This window comes from Pleomorphomonas carboxyditropha (genome assembly GCF_002770725.1).
Classification (GTDB): domain Bacteria; phylum Pseudomonadota; class Alphaproteobacteria; order Rhizobiales; family Pleomorphomonadaceae; genus Pleomorphomonas; species Pleomorphomonas carboxyditropha.
This window is the reverse complement of record NZ_NQVN01000022.1, coordinates 44,835-59,882: the sequence shown is the minus strand read 5'-3', so window position 1 is coordinate 59,882 and position 15,048 is coordinate 44,835. Positions and strand designations below refer to the sequence as shown.

The 15,048-nt window shown below is 55.3% G+C and carries 16 protein-coding genes; 6 read left to right on the top strand and 10 right to left on the bottom strand.

Going from position 1 to position 15,048, the window contains the following annotated elements:
- Window positions 1-39: 39 nt before the first annotated feature.
- From CJ014_RS22465 to CJ014_RS22445, 5 genes are all read right to left on the bottom strand, one after another.
- Window positions 40-219: a hypothetical protein gene (locus CJ014_RS22465; protein ID WP_100082740.1), complete on the bottom strand. Its 180-nt coding sequence runs from the start codon at window positions 217-219 to the stop codon at window positions 40-42.
- Window positions 216-575, bottom strand: coding sequence for a PilZ domain-containing protein (locus tag CJ014_RS22460; protein ID WP_100082739.1), 360 nt, complete (start codon window positions 573-575; stop codon window positions 216-218). Before CJ014_RS22460 ends, CJ014_RS22465 begins: the two co-directional genes overlap by 4 nt.
- 827 nt (window positions 576-1,402) lie before the next feature.
- Complete coding sequence (locus CJ014_RS27635) at window positions 1,403-2,338, bottom strand: hypothetical protein (RefSeq protein WP_133121913.1); 936 nt, start codon at window positions 2,336-2,338, stop codon at window positions 1,403-1,405.
- Between the two features lie 253 nt (window positions 2,339-2,591).
- Window positions 2,592-3,452 (bottom strand): tyrosine-type recombinase/integrase, encoded by an 861-nt coding sequence (locus tag CJ014_RS22450; RefSeq protein WP_100082737.1) that lies wholly within the window; start codon window positions 3,450-3,452, stop codon window positions 2,592-2,594.
- Window positions 3,449-4,117, bottom strand: a complete 669-nt coding sequence (locus CJ014_RS22445) for a DUF6538 domain-containing protein (RefSeq protein WP_133121912.1) — start codon at window positions 4,115-4,117, stop codon at window positions 3,449-3,451. Before CJ014_RS22445 ends, CJ014_RS22450 begins: the two co-directional genes overlap by 4 nt.
- Before the next feature lie 404 nt (window positions 4,118-4,521).
- Between CJ014_RS22445 and CJ014_RS22440 the strand changes: the two genes are divergently transcribed.
- From CJ014_RS22440 to CJ014_RS22430, 3 genes are all read left to right on the top strand, one after another.
- Window positions 4,522-4,968 carry a DUF6641 family protein gene (locus CJ014_RS22440; RefSeq protein WP_100082735.1) on the top strand — a complete coding sequence of 149 codons (447 nt, stop codon included), beginning with the start codon at window positions 4,522-4,524 and terminating at the stop codon, window positions 4,966-4,968.
- Between the two features lie 671 nt (window positions 4,969-5,639).
- Window positions 5,640-5,963, top strand: coding sequence for a helix-turn-helix domain-containing protein (locus tag CJ014_RS22435; RefSeq protein WP_100082734.1), 324 nt, complete (start codon window positions 5,640-5,642; stop codon window positions 5,961-5,963).
- 73 nt (window positions 5,964-6,036) lie between these two features.
- A complete protein-coding gene (locus CJ014_RS22430) occupies window positions 6,037-7,212 on the top strand; it encodes a PDDEXK family nuclease (RefSeq protein WP_133121911.1) in 1,176 nt (391 codons plus the stop codon).
- Window positions 7,213-7,319: 107 nt separating this feature from the next.
- Here the strand turns inward: CJ014_RS22430 and CJ014_RS22425 are convergent, their stop codons facing one another.
- The gene (locus tag CJ014_RS22425; RefSeq protein WP_100082732.1) at window positions 7,320-9,059 is read right to left on the bottom strand and encodes a hypothetical protein; all 1,740 of its coding nucleotides are present in this window, start codon (window positions 9,057-9,059) and stop codon (window positions 7,320-7,322) included.
- A 433-nt stretch (window positions 9,060-9,492) separates the two neighbouring features.
- Window positions 9,493-9,783 (bottom strand): hypothetical protein, encoded by a 291-nt coding sequence (locus CJ014_RS22420; protein ID WP_100082731.1) that lies wholly within the window; start codon window positions 9,781-9,783, stop codon window positions 9,493-9,495.
- A 115-nt stretch (window positions 9,784-9,898) separates the two neighbouring features.
- On the opposite strand from CJ014_RS22420, the gene CJ014_RS22415 reads away from it, so the two are divergent.
- Complete coding sequence (locus tag CJ014_RS22415) at window positions 9,899-10,177, top strand: helix-turn-helix domain-containing protein (RefSeq protein ID WP_165790950.1); 279 nt, start codon at window positions 9,899-9,901, stop codon at window positions 10,175-10,177.
- 13 nt (window positions 10,178-10,190) lie between these two features.
- Entirely contained in the window at window positions 10,191-10,460 is a 270-nt protein-coding gene (locus CJ014_RS22410; protein ID WP_100082729.1) for a helix-turn-helix domain-containing protein, read from the top strand.
- A 192-nt stretch (window positions 10,461-10,652) separates the two neighbouring features.
- Here CJ014_RS22410 and CJ014_RS22405 read toward each other — a convergent pair whose 3' ends face one another.
- Window positions 10,653-11,048 (bottom strand): DUF6626 family protein, encoded by a 396-nt coding sequence (locus CJ014_RS22405; protein ID WP_100082728.1) that lies wholly within the window; start codon window positions 11,046-11,048, stop codon window positions 10,653-10,655.
- Window positions 11,049-11,135: 87 nt separating this feature from the next.
- Between CJ014_RS22405 and CJ014_RS22400 the strand changes: the two genes are divergently transcribed.
- The gene (locus CJ014_RS22400; RefSeq protein WP_133121910.1) at window positions 11,136-11,624 is read left to right on the top strand and encodes a hypothetical protein; all 489 of its coding nucleotides are present in this window, start codon (window positions 11,136-11,138) and stop codon (window positions 11,622-11,624) included.
- A 276-nt stretch (window positions 11,625-11,900) separates the two neighbouring features.
- Here CJ014_RS22400 and CJ014_RS22395 read toward each other — a convergent pair whose 3' ends face one another.
- Window positions 11,901-13,169 (bottom strand): hypothetical protein, encoded by a 1,269-nt coding sequence (locus tag CJ014_RS22395; RefSeq protein ID WP_100082726.1) that lies wholly within the window; start codon window positions 13,167-13,169, stop codon window positions 11,901-11,903.
- Between the two features lie 65 nt (window positions 13,170-13,234).
- On the bottom strand, window positions 13,235-14,998 hold the full coding sequence (locus CJ014_RS22390; RefSeq protein ID WP_100082725.1) for a hypothetical protein: 1,764 nt from the start codon (window positions 14,996-14,998) through the stop codon (window positions 13,235-13,237).
- Window positions 14,999-15,048: the final 50 nt, after the last annotated feature.

The window sequence follows — 15,048 nt, the reverse complement described above, 5'->3', positions numbered from 1 at the left end:
TCCACGCGGCCACTTCAACCGCCGGGGGAGGGCGGCCCATCAGCGGAATGAATTGCTCAGGACCCTGAGCGCCTCCGGCAAGCCGCCCAGCGTCTGCGCGATTCCGTGCGCGTTGCCGGACTGGCAACTGGAGCCTTGCGTGAAGGCGTTCAAGGCCAGCAGGAAAACCGCCATGAAGACGAGCCGATTCACGATGAACGTCAGGGCCCGCCTGATCATATCACTGGCTCGCTCAGGTCCCTGACCCGCCGCGCCAGCATGTCGCGCTCTTCCTTCAGCTTGCGTATCTGGCGCGCCAGTTCGATCGGAACGACGGTACCGTCGTTGGCATCTGCAAATGAGACGCCCAGCGCCTTCGCTCGTTTCCAGACGACGTGCACCCGGCGGCTGTATCCCCTGAGAGGGATGATCAGATCCAGCTCGCTCGGTACAAGCACCGGCTGGGGAAACTCAATCCTCGCGCCGCTCTGGGATATGTTCCGTACCAGGCAATCGATCGTACACCAACGGTTGTTGAAAGCGATCTGACCTCCCAAATAGGTACGGCCACGACGCTCCCTGCGCCGGTCAAACATTGGAAATGCCCCTCTCTGAAACACTTTGACACCTGATGCTCCTATGTGGAGCAAACCGGATGCCCAATGCAGTCCAGGGTAGCGGAGCGGTGCGGACAAGCGAACCCCGAGGAGTTGGCTGGTCGCCCATGGTCGCCACAGGTCAATAACTATGCTGCTTCGGCGAAGACCCCCATCCCCCCTTCTCTTGTCTTGCTACTGAGGAGCTTTTGTCTAACGATTAGGGAGCGGCGTCCGTAAGTTTGAGTTTCTCCTGAAAATAAAAGCCAACTCTCAGAGTTGTTCTGAAAAACGTATAGATGCTCTCCGCAAGAGACGCGTATAGGAAGAAGCCAACTATTATATACAAGAAAGACCACGAATAGCGGATTAATTCAAATGCATATGAGGTATCTAGCGATATAAACTTATTAATAAATGATAGTATTCCGCATATGAATTTTCTGTTAGGATGTTCAGACATGAATAGTAAAGATAGTACAACAGAAATTATAGAGACAAAATTATAGTAAGATACGTTATGAAATATCTCTCTGCATAGTTTGTTGAGCTTCGCTCTTCTCAGACTGCGCTCAATGCTCTCTCCGGGAAGTGCTTGTATATCAGAATTGGACAGAAGGAAGAATAGAACGCTAAAACTGAAGCCAACCAGAATCGCCTGGGCAGTAATAACCGCATTTAGGAAGTCGTTTGATTGGACCGGTATGGCCCAAATCAGAAGCGAGGAGATTATAAGAAGCGTGATTATTCGTCTGCGCTGGCTAGTCTTTTGACTAGAAGCGTAGTTATAAAATGTGTTGTTATTGTTTCGTATGATCTCTGAAGCGCTAAACATCTTCATTCCGGGCAATTATGTCGTCTGTTAAGACTTTCATCATCTCGCGTTGGGCATCTACCGGCAGTGGGTGCCCGTCCTCATTTAGACGAACATCCAGGTCAAATTTTGTGGCAAATTGCCCGCTCTCGATCATATGTATAACCTTGCGGTTTCCATTGACGACGGCCACCACCGAGCAATCCATAATCTCGTCGTCCGCGACGGCGACAAGCTCGTTTTCCCTCAATAAATCGGCCACCGCTGCACGAACCTCTCGCATAGGACGGCCGATATGTGGCAGCAGTCGTTCGGCAACTACCCCTTCAAATCCATCGTCCTTACTTTGCTTCTTGAAAGCAATAGTGGCCCCACTTTGGAAGACGTTGCCACGCGCGATGTTGGGATTATTTTTGGAGAACGAGATGCGCACCTCTTTTGCGAGAGCGTCACGATAATAGGCGGCAGGCAACCGAAACGATACAGCGCGAACCGTGTCTCCGTTTGGAATAGCCGATATTAGAGTTTTTGATAGCGGCGTGTACCCGCCATAGAGGCCCAAATACTGACATCCAACGTATATTTTGCCAGTCTCGGACAGATAGAGAAGAAAATAAAACGGTCGCAAATTTATGCTCGTGGCCGGTATCTTCCCGCGGTCTGTATTATCAAATGCGTGACCCCAATATGTCGCCCTAAAGCGCCCGAATATTGTTCGGTTATTGATCCTCGTAATGTTATCGACGGGCACAAAATTTCTATATCTGAGGATGTCCTTTTGTTCCTCGTCCGTCAGGTCGACCGGCCGTTGATGCTCAAGTCTGGTGACGAGCGTGTCAAAGTCCGCTTGGGTAAGCGGTAAACGCCGTTCTTGGCCATTCTCCTGCTTCACGAAGCGAACCAGATAGTGAAAAGTGGCTGTAACCGCCTCATTCTTCTGCCGAACCATTCACCGCCCCCTGCTGTGCGCCATTAAGACTTAGCGCACAGGTTGCTACAGGCAAGCGCATTCGTTGCAGCCCGCGAATCTTTGCGCTAGCAAAAAGTGTATTGGAAACAATTAGCCGGTCGCAGATAGAACCGCTAGGTGTCCGAGACACGGGCAACTTGGTGTATTGGAACGCCAATTCCGGTGCCTGTATGAAGCACAACAAGAGCGTCGTGGTGCTGCCCGCTCATGCTACCACGTGTGTAGCGCAGGGTTAGCGTCCGGCTGCAATCGCCGAAAGGTCATACCGGGGCAGTTTGCAGATTTCCCGATAAAGCGCCTTCACTGTGTTCTCGCCGTAATCCGTGGCGGACCGACCGTCTTCGTGCCCTTGGATGGCGTCCCGGTACTCCGGGTTCATATCCACATCCCGCGCCAGCGTCTTGAACCTGTGACGCCAAGCATGGTTCGGCTGAACCCGGCGGTCAGTGATACCGACGACTTCGCGAATCCACTTCACGACCTTCTTCCCAACATTCTGGGCCATAGTTTGAGGTTGAGCGCCGGGGCGCAGACTGAAGAACAGTGGTCCAGCCTTTTGTTGTCGGATGAAATCGACCAGACCTAGTTCGACGAGTTGCGGATGCAGGGGCACAATACGGAACTGGTTAGTCTTCACCGAACCGGCGTCGGGCGTAATCCGGATGCACGGAATACCGGCCTCCACCAACAAGTCTTCCCGCCGCAACTGCGTGATTTCGTTAATACGCGCTCCGGTCAAAGCACATATCCAAGGTGCCCAAGTGACAGCGCGGCGGTTGAGGTCGGACCAGTTGTCAACGCCGCTTCCGGAGAGGGCGACGGACAGAACCAAACGAGCCTCATCATCAGTGTACCCCTTTGCCCGGCCGCGCCGCCTCTTCTTGGTGTAGCGCACCATGACATCCTTGGCGGGGTTGTCCCTCAAGCGGCGCTTCTCGACCGCGACAGTGAAGACCAGCTTAGCGGCGGCGAGATATTTCTGCGCGACGGTGCGAGCGCTCAGACCTTTCTCATGACGCAGATGCTCGCACCAGTCGGCAATCAGGTCGGAAGTCACTAGGAGGGCGTCGTCGTGTTTCAGAAACTCGATCAAGCTCTCGACTTTTTGCCGGAGTCTCCAACCGTTCGGGCGGACTTTCCGTCTGCAAGATGATCACGCTCCCAAAGGGCAAACAGTGACCGTATGGAGACCCGCTTGCTCCCCGCTTGCTCCCCAGTTGAGGCGACTTGAGGGAAACGGTTGGCGTTCGGGTCGGGGCTGTAATCACCGCCCGCGTGTTTGAGCTGTTGCTCCGACACCTGTCCGAATGTTCGGTCGACTTCGGCAATAAGACGCTGACGGCTGACCGCATCCGTCACGATGCCGTTCTCAAGGAAGAGATTGTCGACGTACGAACCATACCAGCGTTCAAGCCCGTCTTCGGTTCCCTGCAATCGCCCGAGGAGCGCAAGGGTCTCCATCCACACCTTCGCTTCTCCCGGCTCTTCCTCGCGAGGAGCCATTAGATCGCGGTAGAGGATGCCGGATAAGGCAACAATCTGGCGGTATGGCAGTGGCTCCGGAGCCTTGCGCCGGGCCTCCCAGATCATGGCTTGCTTGCGGACTTCCTCGATGTTGCGGGTTTTCGCTTCGGCCGGGTCCTTGGTTTTTAGGGATCGACTGACGATTTTATCCCCAAGCAAAGGCCGAAGGTCCGCCGGGACGCGCTGACGAAAATAGTAGCCGCCGGTTCTGGGATGCTTGTAGGGACGCGCCATCTGAAGGACCACTGTGTAACACCCCGGTGTAGCACCGAAGTCAACCCAAGGGCTTCTAAACACGCATCTTTCTGATTTGTAAAAGAAAAAATGGTGCTGCGAGAGAGGATTGAACTCTCGACCTCTCCCTTACCAATTACGGTTGAGAAGGAAAATCGTCAGTAAAATCAGAATATCGTTCCTGTTGTGCTAGGTACGTGCTAGTTTGGGCCTTTGCCGAGCGTGAAGGTATTTCTTGAATAGATCGCGCTGTGAAATCTTAGGAAATAGTTCGATGACTCGGTAGAATACACTGGAGCAGGAAAATCAGTCAGCGTTGAAGTTTGAGTTATTGGCGGGTTAGGTTGCGAGTTTGGAAAACGGCTGTAGATGGGACGGGAACTGTCCACACGGAGGTCCCGACAATGAGTATCCTGAAGAGCCTGAAGCTGACCAACGCCAAGCCCGTCCGTTCGAGCGACAATCCCGTCGAGCGTGCCCGCGACAAGGTGATTTCCGCACTCGCCGAGCAGAAGGCTATGGCCGAAGCCAAGATCGCCGGTCAGCATTTTGCGCCGACGCATAAGGTCTGGCGAAAGGGTACTGATGGTCAGCGTGTCCAGGTCGAGGCTCCGAAGCGTCTGCGTGCTGGCTGGTTCACCGATGCGTCCGGCCAGTTCTTCTTCGGCCTCCGCTACGCCGGCAAGACCATTGAGTTCGCCAAGGACAAGAATGCGGTGACCATTGGCGAGTTCGCGAACCTGCCCGGTATCATCGACAAACTGGTCGAGGCTGTTCGTGCTGGTGAGCTGGATGATCAGCTTGCTCAGGCCTCGGCCGAACGCGGCTCGATGCTCCGCAAGGCTGGCTGACCCAAAGCACGATCATTGCAACGAAAAGGCCGGGAATGGTGCCGATGCCGATCCCGGCTTTTCAGGCAATCGCTGAAGCAGGTGAATTCCTCAGGGGAATTTCACATCCGCGTCAATGTGGGTCGTTACTGTCTCTTTAGGAAAATGAAGCGCACCCGAGTGCTATATCTAGGGTTGCTACCGCCGTTAGTAGGTTGAGTTTTTCACTGGCCTTAGGCTAAATGCATCAGGGATATGGTGGCGCCGAGGGGGGCGCTTCTCCGCTTTGCTTCGACTGTCGGTAGGTAGATAGAGTCGCCGGAAATGCTGTTAAGAATCATATTCGGCATATGGGCCTATGCTTCCTTCGCGGCCATATTTGTAAGTCTTCTCTGGATTGGTAACATAGAAGGCAAGTACGATCCCCATATGCGGTATGCAAAGGCAAAAAGCCGGGCCATAAATCGTTATATGTTCTTCACTCCCCACGAACTATCAAGGCTTCCTGCGGACTATGCGGATGCACTTCGCAGGGCGTATCGCTTTTTACTTTCAGGAATCATCTCTCTTTTTGTTTGGCTAATCTGCGTAATTGTGCTGGGTCGAGTAATCGGCTAGGCGATTAGTCCCAGCCAGAATACGGGAGGACTTGGAGGCCGAGCTGAGCATCGGTGCCTTGTTGGAGATTTGCCATGACGACGAAGCGTAAGTTCAAGAGCGACGCCTTCGAGGCCATCCACAACGCCGTCGAAGGCATGTTTGAGGCAGGGACCGTCGACAAGGAGACGCTGAGGACTTTCGATGAGACCTGCCTGTCTGTTCCGGCCGAACTCTCTCCTGACGAGATCAAGGCGCTGAGGGAACAGAACCGTGTCAGCCAGCCGGTATTCGCCCGTTACCTCAACACCAGCGAGTCGACGGTGCAGAAGTGGGAGAGCGGTGCCAAGCGACCGAGCGGCCCGGCGTTGAAGCTGCTCGGTATCGTACAGAAACACGGACTGCGCATGCTTGGCTGATAGAGGCGAGTGCACGTGCCCTTACCAACCGGAAACTGTTCCGAGCCTAGGGTTCGGTGACAGGGGGCACACCGTGGAAGACAACATTTTCGTCCTTGATCGAGACGGAAGCCTGCGCGAGATGACGCGCTCTGGCTTCGATACAGAAGACCTTTTTCAAGCGCTGCTGAGCCGTCATCCCGGCCTATTGAAGAAGGCGGCTGGCGCCGGCGGGCGTTTGTTGCTGATAACCCGCGAGCTCGGCATCCCAGAGGAAATGGGCGGCTATGGCAGATGGTCTCTCGATCACCTGTTCGTCGATTCCGAAGGTGTCCCCGTCTTTGTCGAGGTCAAGCGCGCGACCGACACCCGAACTCGCCGAGAGGTGGTCGCGCAGATGCTCGACTATGCGGCCAATGGTATTGCCTTCTGGCAGATCGGTGGCCTGATCTCGGCCTATCAGTCCTCGGCAAACGAAGAAGGCAAGAACCCTGATGAAGAGCTCCTGAGTTTCATAGGGGCGACTGTCGAGCCCGAGGGAGCTGTTGAAACCTTTTGGAAGCGGGTCGAAACCAATCTCCGAGCGGGGCGCGTCCGTCTGCTCTTTGTGGCCGACAAGATACCCAAGGAACTCGCGCGGATCGTTGAGTTCCTCAATGAACAGATGCGGTCCGCCGAGGTGCTCGCCATAGAGCTGGAACACTACAACGACGGCTCCGAGGTCCGAATGATTGTTCCTCGACTGATTGGGGCAACAGAGCGGGCCGAGACGGCGAAAGCGGCCGCGCCCGACGGAAAACCGGTTGGTTCCATTGAAGACAACTTGACGGAGATGGCGCGGAACTTTGGCGACGACGCCAAGGCTGGGGCAAAGAAAGCCATCGCTTGGTTCGAAGCCCAAGGATTCGAGTTCACACAGGCACGCTCCGGCTCTTCAGCATGCGTGATGATCCCGCGCACAGATGGAAAAGAGTGTTGGCCCTTCTTCATTCGCTACAATACCGGGAGGTTTGAGTTCGCCTTACAGAACACGAGAATGACCCCCTTCTACAGCTTGTTCGACAATCGTCGAGCGCTTGTCGATAGGATCGCTCATTGTCTCAGGGCTGCGAATCTTGCCGTGTCATCAAAGGCACCTGACGGTTGGCCATCGTTCGCTCTGGCTGATCTCGTCCGGCGGGAGAACTGGGACGGCTTCGTGGAGATTGCTTCGGAGATCATCGAGCATGTCCAGGATAGATCGCCCAAGCTGACACCTGAAGGCCAGTAACCCACAGCGCCCTCGAACAAATAGAGCGGCAGTCACCGAAGTGACCGTCGCCCCTGAATACGTCGAGGAAGGGAGGGGCGGGCTCGAAAGCCCGCCTTCTGCATTGGTCACGCCACCGCCATCGGACGGAAGCACTGAGTGTACGGCTTGAAGCTGCCTGGCTGAAGCACCGGAGCATAAAGCTCGTAGGTCGCGAGGCTGGTCTCGAAGCTGACTCTCATTGCTGCTCGCTCATCGATCTTGAAGGAAACCTTAGCATTGCCCGTCAGGGTCAGCCCTTCGACAGTCTTGGCAAGCGCGCCGAAGTCGATGGCACGCAGATGCACGATGCCGGCCGTTGCTCGGCCAGTCAGAGTGATCTTGAGAGGATTCTTGCCCGCCTGAGGATGCTTGCCGGCCCCGAGAGAGGCCCTGGAGCCGTCTGCCACGAGCGTGACGAGGCTTTCGGTATCGCGGAGCTTGCTCGCGGCTTTGTTACACCACTCGGTCAGGTCCTTGACATCCACCTCAAACTCGAAGTCGGTCTGTAGGGAAGACGCATCGAACTCGACGGGATAGACAGGCATGCCCGGTACGAGAGGCTCAAGTACGATAGTCTCGGAGCCAATGCTCTCACCGGTCGCAACGGTGCTGAGCGTGACCGAAGGCGTGGAACCCGCGCTAGCCGACACTGATGCATCGAAATAGATGCGGCGGTCAGTGTCGATCAGGTTTGCTTCCGCAAACTGCCACCCCTTGGTCGACATGCGACAAGCTGCCGCCGGCCATGGCTCGATGATCTGCGTCGCCGGACGAGCGATCAGCACCGGGTTCACTTCGTTGCTTGCCGGGATCGTTGAAACCTGGATCGACCGATCGGCGCGGAGAACGAACTGCCGTGAGCCTGCGCCCATCTCCGGGTTGGCACCCGCCGTAGCACCGACAAGCTGGTGCGGGGCGATGGCACTAACCTTCGTCAACTCGCCAAAGGTGTCGACGAGCGGGTCGACACTAGCGGCCGCCTTGAAGATCCCGGTCTTGATGACGTCAAGAAGTGCGTCCGGGACCGCGTAGGCTGTCTGCGCATTGCCGACCTTGACGTCAACGACGAACGGAACCGGCGCATCCTTATCAAGACCGTTCTGCGCGCGAATACGCCGCTCGCCACGCTCAGCGATGATGGCAGCGGCGCCTTTCGTATCGATCGATACGCGGAGGCGGCTGGCAGCGACCGTCTCTCGGTAGGCGACGCGCTGAAGATCGCCGACCGCGATAACGCCGCCATTGGCCTTCAGCACTTGGCTGAGCTTGTCAATGCCGGCTTCGTCCAGCGTGAGCGTAGCCCTGCCGTTCGCGTCGAGATTGATGATGTAGTCAGCCAACCATTCGGTCGCCAGCGCATTGCGGCCGAGCGCCTGACCGTCGAGCTTGGCTTTCACGGAGTCGGTCTGGTACGGGTTGAGACCAAAGGTGCCGACGACCGCCATGGCCGTTCTAAACTTGCTCTTGATGTTTGCCGACCCGATGCCCAAGGCGTTGACCTTCGCCGCCCAGTCCGTTTGCGGGAAGAAGACAATCGACAGCGCAAGCGCAGCAATGGCACGCAGGAGATAGGAGTCTTGGCGGGCTTTCATCTCCTGGAAGTCATGGCCTGCCTTCTGGCAGCGATCAGCCCAGTCGTTGCCGAGCTTGGTGCGGGTGGCATCGTCGAGCTGGTGAAGGTTGTCGACCGTCGGAGCCTTGCTAGTAGAGACGCCAACCGACTGCGCCGGCTCGTTGGTCTCGATGGCTGCAATCCCATTGACGTTGGCTGGCGCGGCCGGCTGAAGCTCGGACTGGGTGGTGGGGGTAACATTGATATTGCTCATAGGAAACTCCTGTTTTGAGCGTATTGATAAGACCGCCAAACCAGGATGGTCTGGCAGCAAACAACGTATGTTGCTTATGGTGATTGGGCGTTTGCCCTGGGCCTATACGGCCCGACCCAGAAGTATTCGTTGAAAACTGCGCAATTTGCTTCGGATATTGCTGGGCGAGGCGGATAGTCTCACAGTTTTTCTATCTGTCAAGCAAATCAAGAGTGATTTTTTACAAGTCAATCCCGGAACAAAGATGTTGGTTAACAAGTCAGCGAGATGATCATTACAAATTGATTGGCTGCTGCGCTCGCGAAATAAGCCTCAGGTTACAAAGGGTGCCGAAAGAAAAAGTCACAGTTTTGCGCGGGGAGAACCGTCTTCTCTTTAAGAGAAAGTGCCGATACGTCGGAATATCTCGGACGGGCTCGGCGCGGACTTGAACCTACCGGCAATATCCGCTGCTGCACCAGTAGGCGAGGGTATCCCAATAGGCGGTAAACCAACTGGCGCCAAACTCGGTCATGCCGATGGCGTTGCCGACAAGCGAGGTCGCCGCCAGACAAATAATGACCTTCCAGAATAACGAGGGACCGATCTTGCCGTTTCCCGTTGCCGGGCGATCCTGAACGCCACTCGCCACCGTGCTCGTCGGGTCGCATTGTCGGGCCGAGGCTTCCTTCCTGTGCGCTGCTGCTGTCACGCGCTGAGGTTTCGAAAGCGAAATGCTGGACATGCGATCCCTTCCCAAAAAGCTGCTGGCCGGCTCTTCACGGGAGTGATTCTGAGGCGTACTGTCCTCATATTAATGAACTGTTAAGTGTGTGTACAGGCCTATGAGTTCAGAGGGCATGGGGCAGCAGCAGGGCAAGCGCAGCGCTGTTGCGGAGGCCGCTAGGGGAGTTGCCCGGTGGCGGAATCGAAGGGGATTAACCGTCGAGCAGTTGGCTCAGCGATCAGGCATTCCAACGATCGTGCTGTTTGCGATCGAAGGTGGGCAGCATGATCCAGCCATCGATCTGTTGGACGGTTTGGCAAGCGTTCTAAAGGTCCGGTTGATAGATCTGTTTGATGCCGGCGAGGATCAAATCATGGGACCAGTGTCCGTGGATATCGCCGACGATTTGTGATGCCTTTGCGCTCATGAATGGCCGTGAACTCATCTCCTGGAATATGCGCCGCCTAAGGGGCGAAAAGGGCATCTCACAGGAGCGTCTGGCCAACGAAGCTGGCGTTGATCGTACCTATGTCAGTCGGCTTGAGCGCATGAAGGAAAACCCGTCTATCGGCATCCTTGAAAAGATCGCCAATACTCTCGGCGCTCATGTATCGGAGCTGCTGCTTGAGCCGGTTGATGGAGAGAAACTTATGCAGGTGCCGGCAGGTCGAAAGCCAAAGGAAAAGCGGTCATAGAGTCGCGCTGCGTCTTCTCAGAAGATGGGGAGGGCCTGCATCGGCGCGAATAGCCATGCAGAAAACTCGGTCTCGCATCAGGCGTGCTGTTCATTCTCACTGAGAAAGCCTCCGAGATCATAGGGAAGCCTTGACCTGTCAGCCTTCATGCCAACGAGCTGCATTCTATTGATTGGGTTCTCCGCCTCAGTCTCACACTTGCCAAATGCCGATTAATGAGTTCATCCAGCTGATTTTTGGAAATGGCGCGGGTTGGATTTGGGCTGGCAAAGATGGTGCGCTTTTCTTCAAGCAGGGAGGTATGGTCTGCTCTGCTAGATATCCGTTCACCGCGATCATGGCGTGACGCAACGCAATGCGATCGGCCACGTAGCGGTCATCTCTCTTGGCTCTGATCTCGGCGATGATCGCCTCGCTTAAATCCACCATCACATCGCTGGAGATGTGGCGCTGTCGAGCTGCCATTGATGTCAGGTAGCTTTTTGATTTTCCCAAGAACTTTTTGGAAAATTCGCCCTTCGATCTAACAAGCTCAGCAACACGAAGCTGCTTATAAACGTCTTCCAGCAGTTTGATCTCCTTATTCATATTCCAAGCCTCCAAAGATAAATAGCTTTAGCAGTAACGCAATGGGCGCTGCTGCACGTTTATTTATATTTTGGATTGGTTTTATACATGGATGTAAATGAATATAAAGAAATGCAGGCGGCGCAGTTTTACAATCGAACCATGCGGCCAGTTTACGTTGAATACGCAAGGCAGTTCGACGGTCACTTCCTGACGCTAGCCAGCAGTGTTTGCCTGCCGGTCTCGGACTTCCACAATCTGATCCGGGAGTTCCATAAGCGCCTCGACCGCAGCCTTTTGGGTCGCAGCTACTATAGGAAGGCATGGGACGAGCGGACGCAGGGCATCATGTTCTTGGAGCAGATTACCAGCCATATCCACGGCCACGCCTTGGTGAACTTCGCCGGCAGCAGATCCGAGGCAGAGTTGCAGAACATATGTCACTCAGTTTGGCGTGAGGTTTGTCCGGGTGGTGAGGTGACGGTGCAGCGCCAAGGCGAAAAGAGCCCAGCGCGCTACGCCACTAAGGAATTTGAGAATTGGGAACACGACGATCTGAAACAGGTCATCTTGTTCAAGGACTTCGTCGGCAAGTAATCGCTGATCCTGCTCGGCTATCAGGCTTGCGAATCTCGCGGCCAGGAAAATCCGAGCAGGTATTTCTGATAATCCACAGAACAGGTGCGAGACCTGACAATGGGATATTTGTGAATGAAAATAATAGAATTACAAGATATTAAATTCTCATAGTTCTAGGAACATAAGAAGAAAGACGGGATATAAAAATTCACAAATACAATATGATATAGATACAAGACCAAGATATCAATTTTTTGATATGGAAATTAACATTTGAAATAAGATGCTAAACTTCTACGTCTCGCCTCCTTCCTCAGAACGCTCGTTCTCGCCGGATACATCGACGTTTAATTTTCGTCCATGTGTTCGCAGCGCCTTGAGACCGTTTGCCACATCGCTGCCAGAGAAGACTTTGTCCAACGCTTCAACGCTTTTCCAAATTCCCCATGGCACCGAGGTATTTTTGTCGTTCTGCGCCATATCGACCAAGCGATTGGCCTGTAAAATCCCCGACAGCTCCGCATAAACGGAGTGATTGGTGAGCATCAGCTTGCCGAGAGTGTCGGCTGCGGGATCGGCGGGGTTGCGTCCAGACATGAAGTCTCCCGTCCTGCAACCATCGCCAAGCGGGCTGGAAAACGGAAACGGTGAGTGAGGGTGGAAATCGCCACCATGTTGTGGAAGCGTATGAGAGAGTAATCGGAACTCGCCTCCTTTCACATCCAGCCCCGTTGTGATCTGCCCATAACGCTGGACGATGCTGAAGCTTCGCGAACTATCGAAGCTGACCGTGATTTTGTCATTTACATGCCGTCTCAATGCTCGCTGCAAGGCCGTGGCCAAGACTGCGAAGGCTGGACGGCTAGTTCCCAGAAAATGAATATGTGTCACGCGGTCAAACGTGCCTGCGTCGAGCATCTTCAAAAACTGCTCTGCCCAGAACCACATATCGAGACGCGTGTGTCCGGCGATCGCTAAGCCCTCAAGAGGATATGGCGCGATCTGCTCTCTCCAATACTCGGCCTCCTTGTGGTCTCGTCCTTGATAGACCGACAGGAGGCGCAGACTGGAAGCGCTGCGATTGTTCTCGGCGAACTTGAGATTGTCGATGGTTCGGTTGAGACACTCAGCGAAGGACTTAACGCCGCTTGCATGGACGCTGAGCGCACGCGTCGGCACATCGAGGATGAGACCCACGTCGAAGTGAGCTTCCTGCCACTGCAGCACTTTTGCGCGAAACGAGGCTTCAGAGTATTTGACCGCCCCGCTGATCAGTGAGAAGCCGCCGCTATCTGCCATGGCAAACGTGTTCTGGCGGTCCCGCGTTTTGACGATGTCCGGCCGTGCATCTTCAAAGCCAAGCGCGGCCGAATAGAGGGCGTTGGGCCAATGATAGAGCTTGGACCTAGCGCTCAGGAAGTTGAAGTCGGTTGGTCGAACGCCAGATGGCAGCCGAGCTTTTATTTGCGCGTTGGACCGCTGTGCGGCGAAGACAGAATAGCCATTGCTCAGCGCAGGAAGATAAAGGGCATAGTCAGCCCATAGAGACGCAAAATTTATCATGGAGCGTTCCTCTTTGAGGAAAAATAAGGGGGTGGCCGGGAAACTGGGTTCCCGGCCTGTCACGGTCAGACGTTCGGCAACTCGTCGTTGCTCGCCTGCGTGGAGTCGCTCGGCAACTCGTCGTTCGGCCGGCCGTCGTTCGCCAATGGCTCGCCGATGCGTGGCCATGTCACGGGCGACATCTTGACGATATGGCGGTTGGACCGTTGAAGCTTGTCAGAGACCGAGGGTAGATGAACTTCGTAGCTCGCAAGCGCCGTCGCGAACCGGAACACCACCATATGCTCATCCATGGATGCACTGATCGTTCCCTTAAGTGGGAGTTGAGCTAGCGCTTCGGTGACGGCAACAAAGTCGTCAGGATGAACATTTACTGTACCGCATACCGGGGCAGACAGCGCGGGCACGGATACAATCTTCTTGTGGCATGCAATCGACAAGCTTTGCGCCGCTAGCGTCAACTGCACCGGAGCGCCGTCCTTGCGGAATTTCTTCACGGTCGGAACGATCTCTACCATCTTGTCGATGAGGCCCTGCAGATTGCCAGTCTGGATGGTTGGCCTGAATGAGTCGCTGACTATGGTCGGAAAGTTGTTAGTCCGCGACCTCACCTGCTCGATGAGCATGCCGACATCCGCGACCCTGTCTTGCTCGTCCTTCGCCACCGATGTCGTCAGCTTGATCCGCTTGATCCCTTCCGTGTCGCCAGGGCCGGTGACCTCGAGGTCGAACGCATCGCGCCGCTTCCTGTCCTTGATGTTAGCCGCAGCTCGACGTCGACCATAGGTCTGAAAACGCACATGCCCCTGGATCGGCTCGCCCAATAAATCAACCGAGGGCGCGACCTTGATGATGACGCCGCTCTGATTGAGGATAGGGGAGATCGTCATCTTCCCATCGGGATGGAACACGAACTGGCGTGATGCCAAGCGACGAGGTGACGCTGAGTCATTCGGGTCGTCTTCGTGGTTGACCAGGATGTTGGTTTTTTCCTCGACGAGCGCCTCACCGACTTCAAAGAGTTCGGCAAGAAGCTTGATGCGCTCGTCAGCCAGATCCAGTGCGGAGTAGACGAGCGGCATGGCCTCTGGAGGCAAATCAAGAGTTCGGGCGATCTTTGGCTCTTCGCCGCCTGATTGGAGCGCGAGGGCAAAGATGAGACTGCCGCTTCCTCCTCCCTGCGCCCCACCCAGCAGAGATTTCGCCATTGCTGACTGCCGAATGGTGTGGGCGTCGGATGACAGAGGAATGACCTCGGCGTGCTCGGAACTGTCCGCGGCAGAGTCCAGCGCCATCTTGTTGACGCCACCTTCGCTCTCGATGATGTCCATCAACATCGTCACCCCAGCGCTGTCGTAGGTGATGTCGATTCCACCATCCTGAGCCGGCATCGCATTGCGGGCCAGTTCAAGCAATCGTACCCCCGCCGAGGCATAGCGGTTGAGCGCCTTCGAGTCGTCGGCCTTTTTCTTCTTGTCGGCGTTCGCTACGTCTAGCTTGAGATGGTAGGCGAATGCTGCCGCGAGAGGATTTTTGGAGCGAGGGATACCTAGCCCCGCGTTTTTGAGTTCACCCTCAAAGAAGCCTGCCGGAGCGAGCTGTGCGTCCATGACCACCATGGCGACAAGCTGGCGAACGGCAACTCGCTTCTTCGCTGCGAAGTCTGTAGCTGTGCCGGCGCATTCCTGAGTCTTTTGACGCCAGATAATGGCTTGACTGGCGTTCAGGCTCTTGCCGAACGCAGGGACGCCCTTGAACGCGAGTCCAAGGTCGTTCGTGTCTGTGCTGGTTGGGGCTGGTGCCAAATTGGCAGAGACGGCTATTACCATGATTTACACCTCGTACTGAGGTGAGCCGCGCCGTTCTTTCCTTCAGGCAT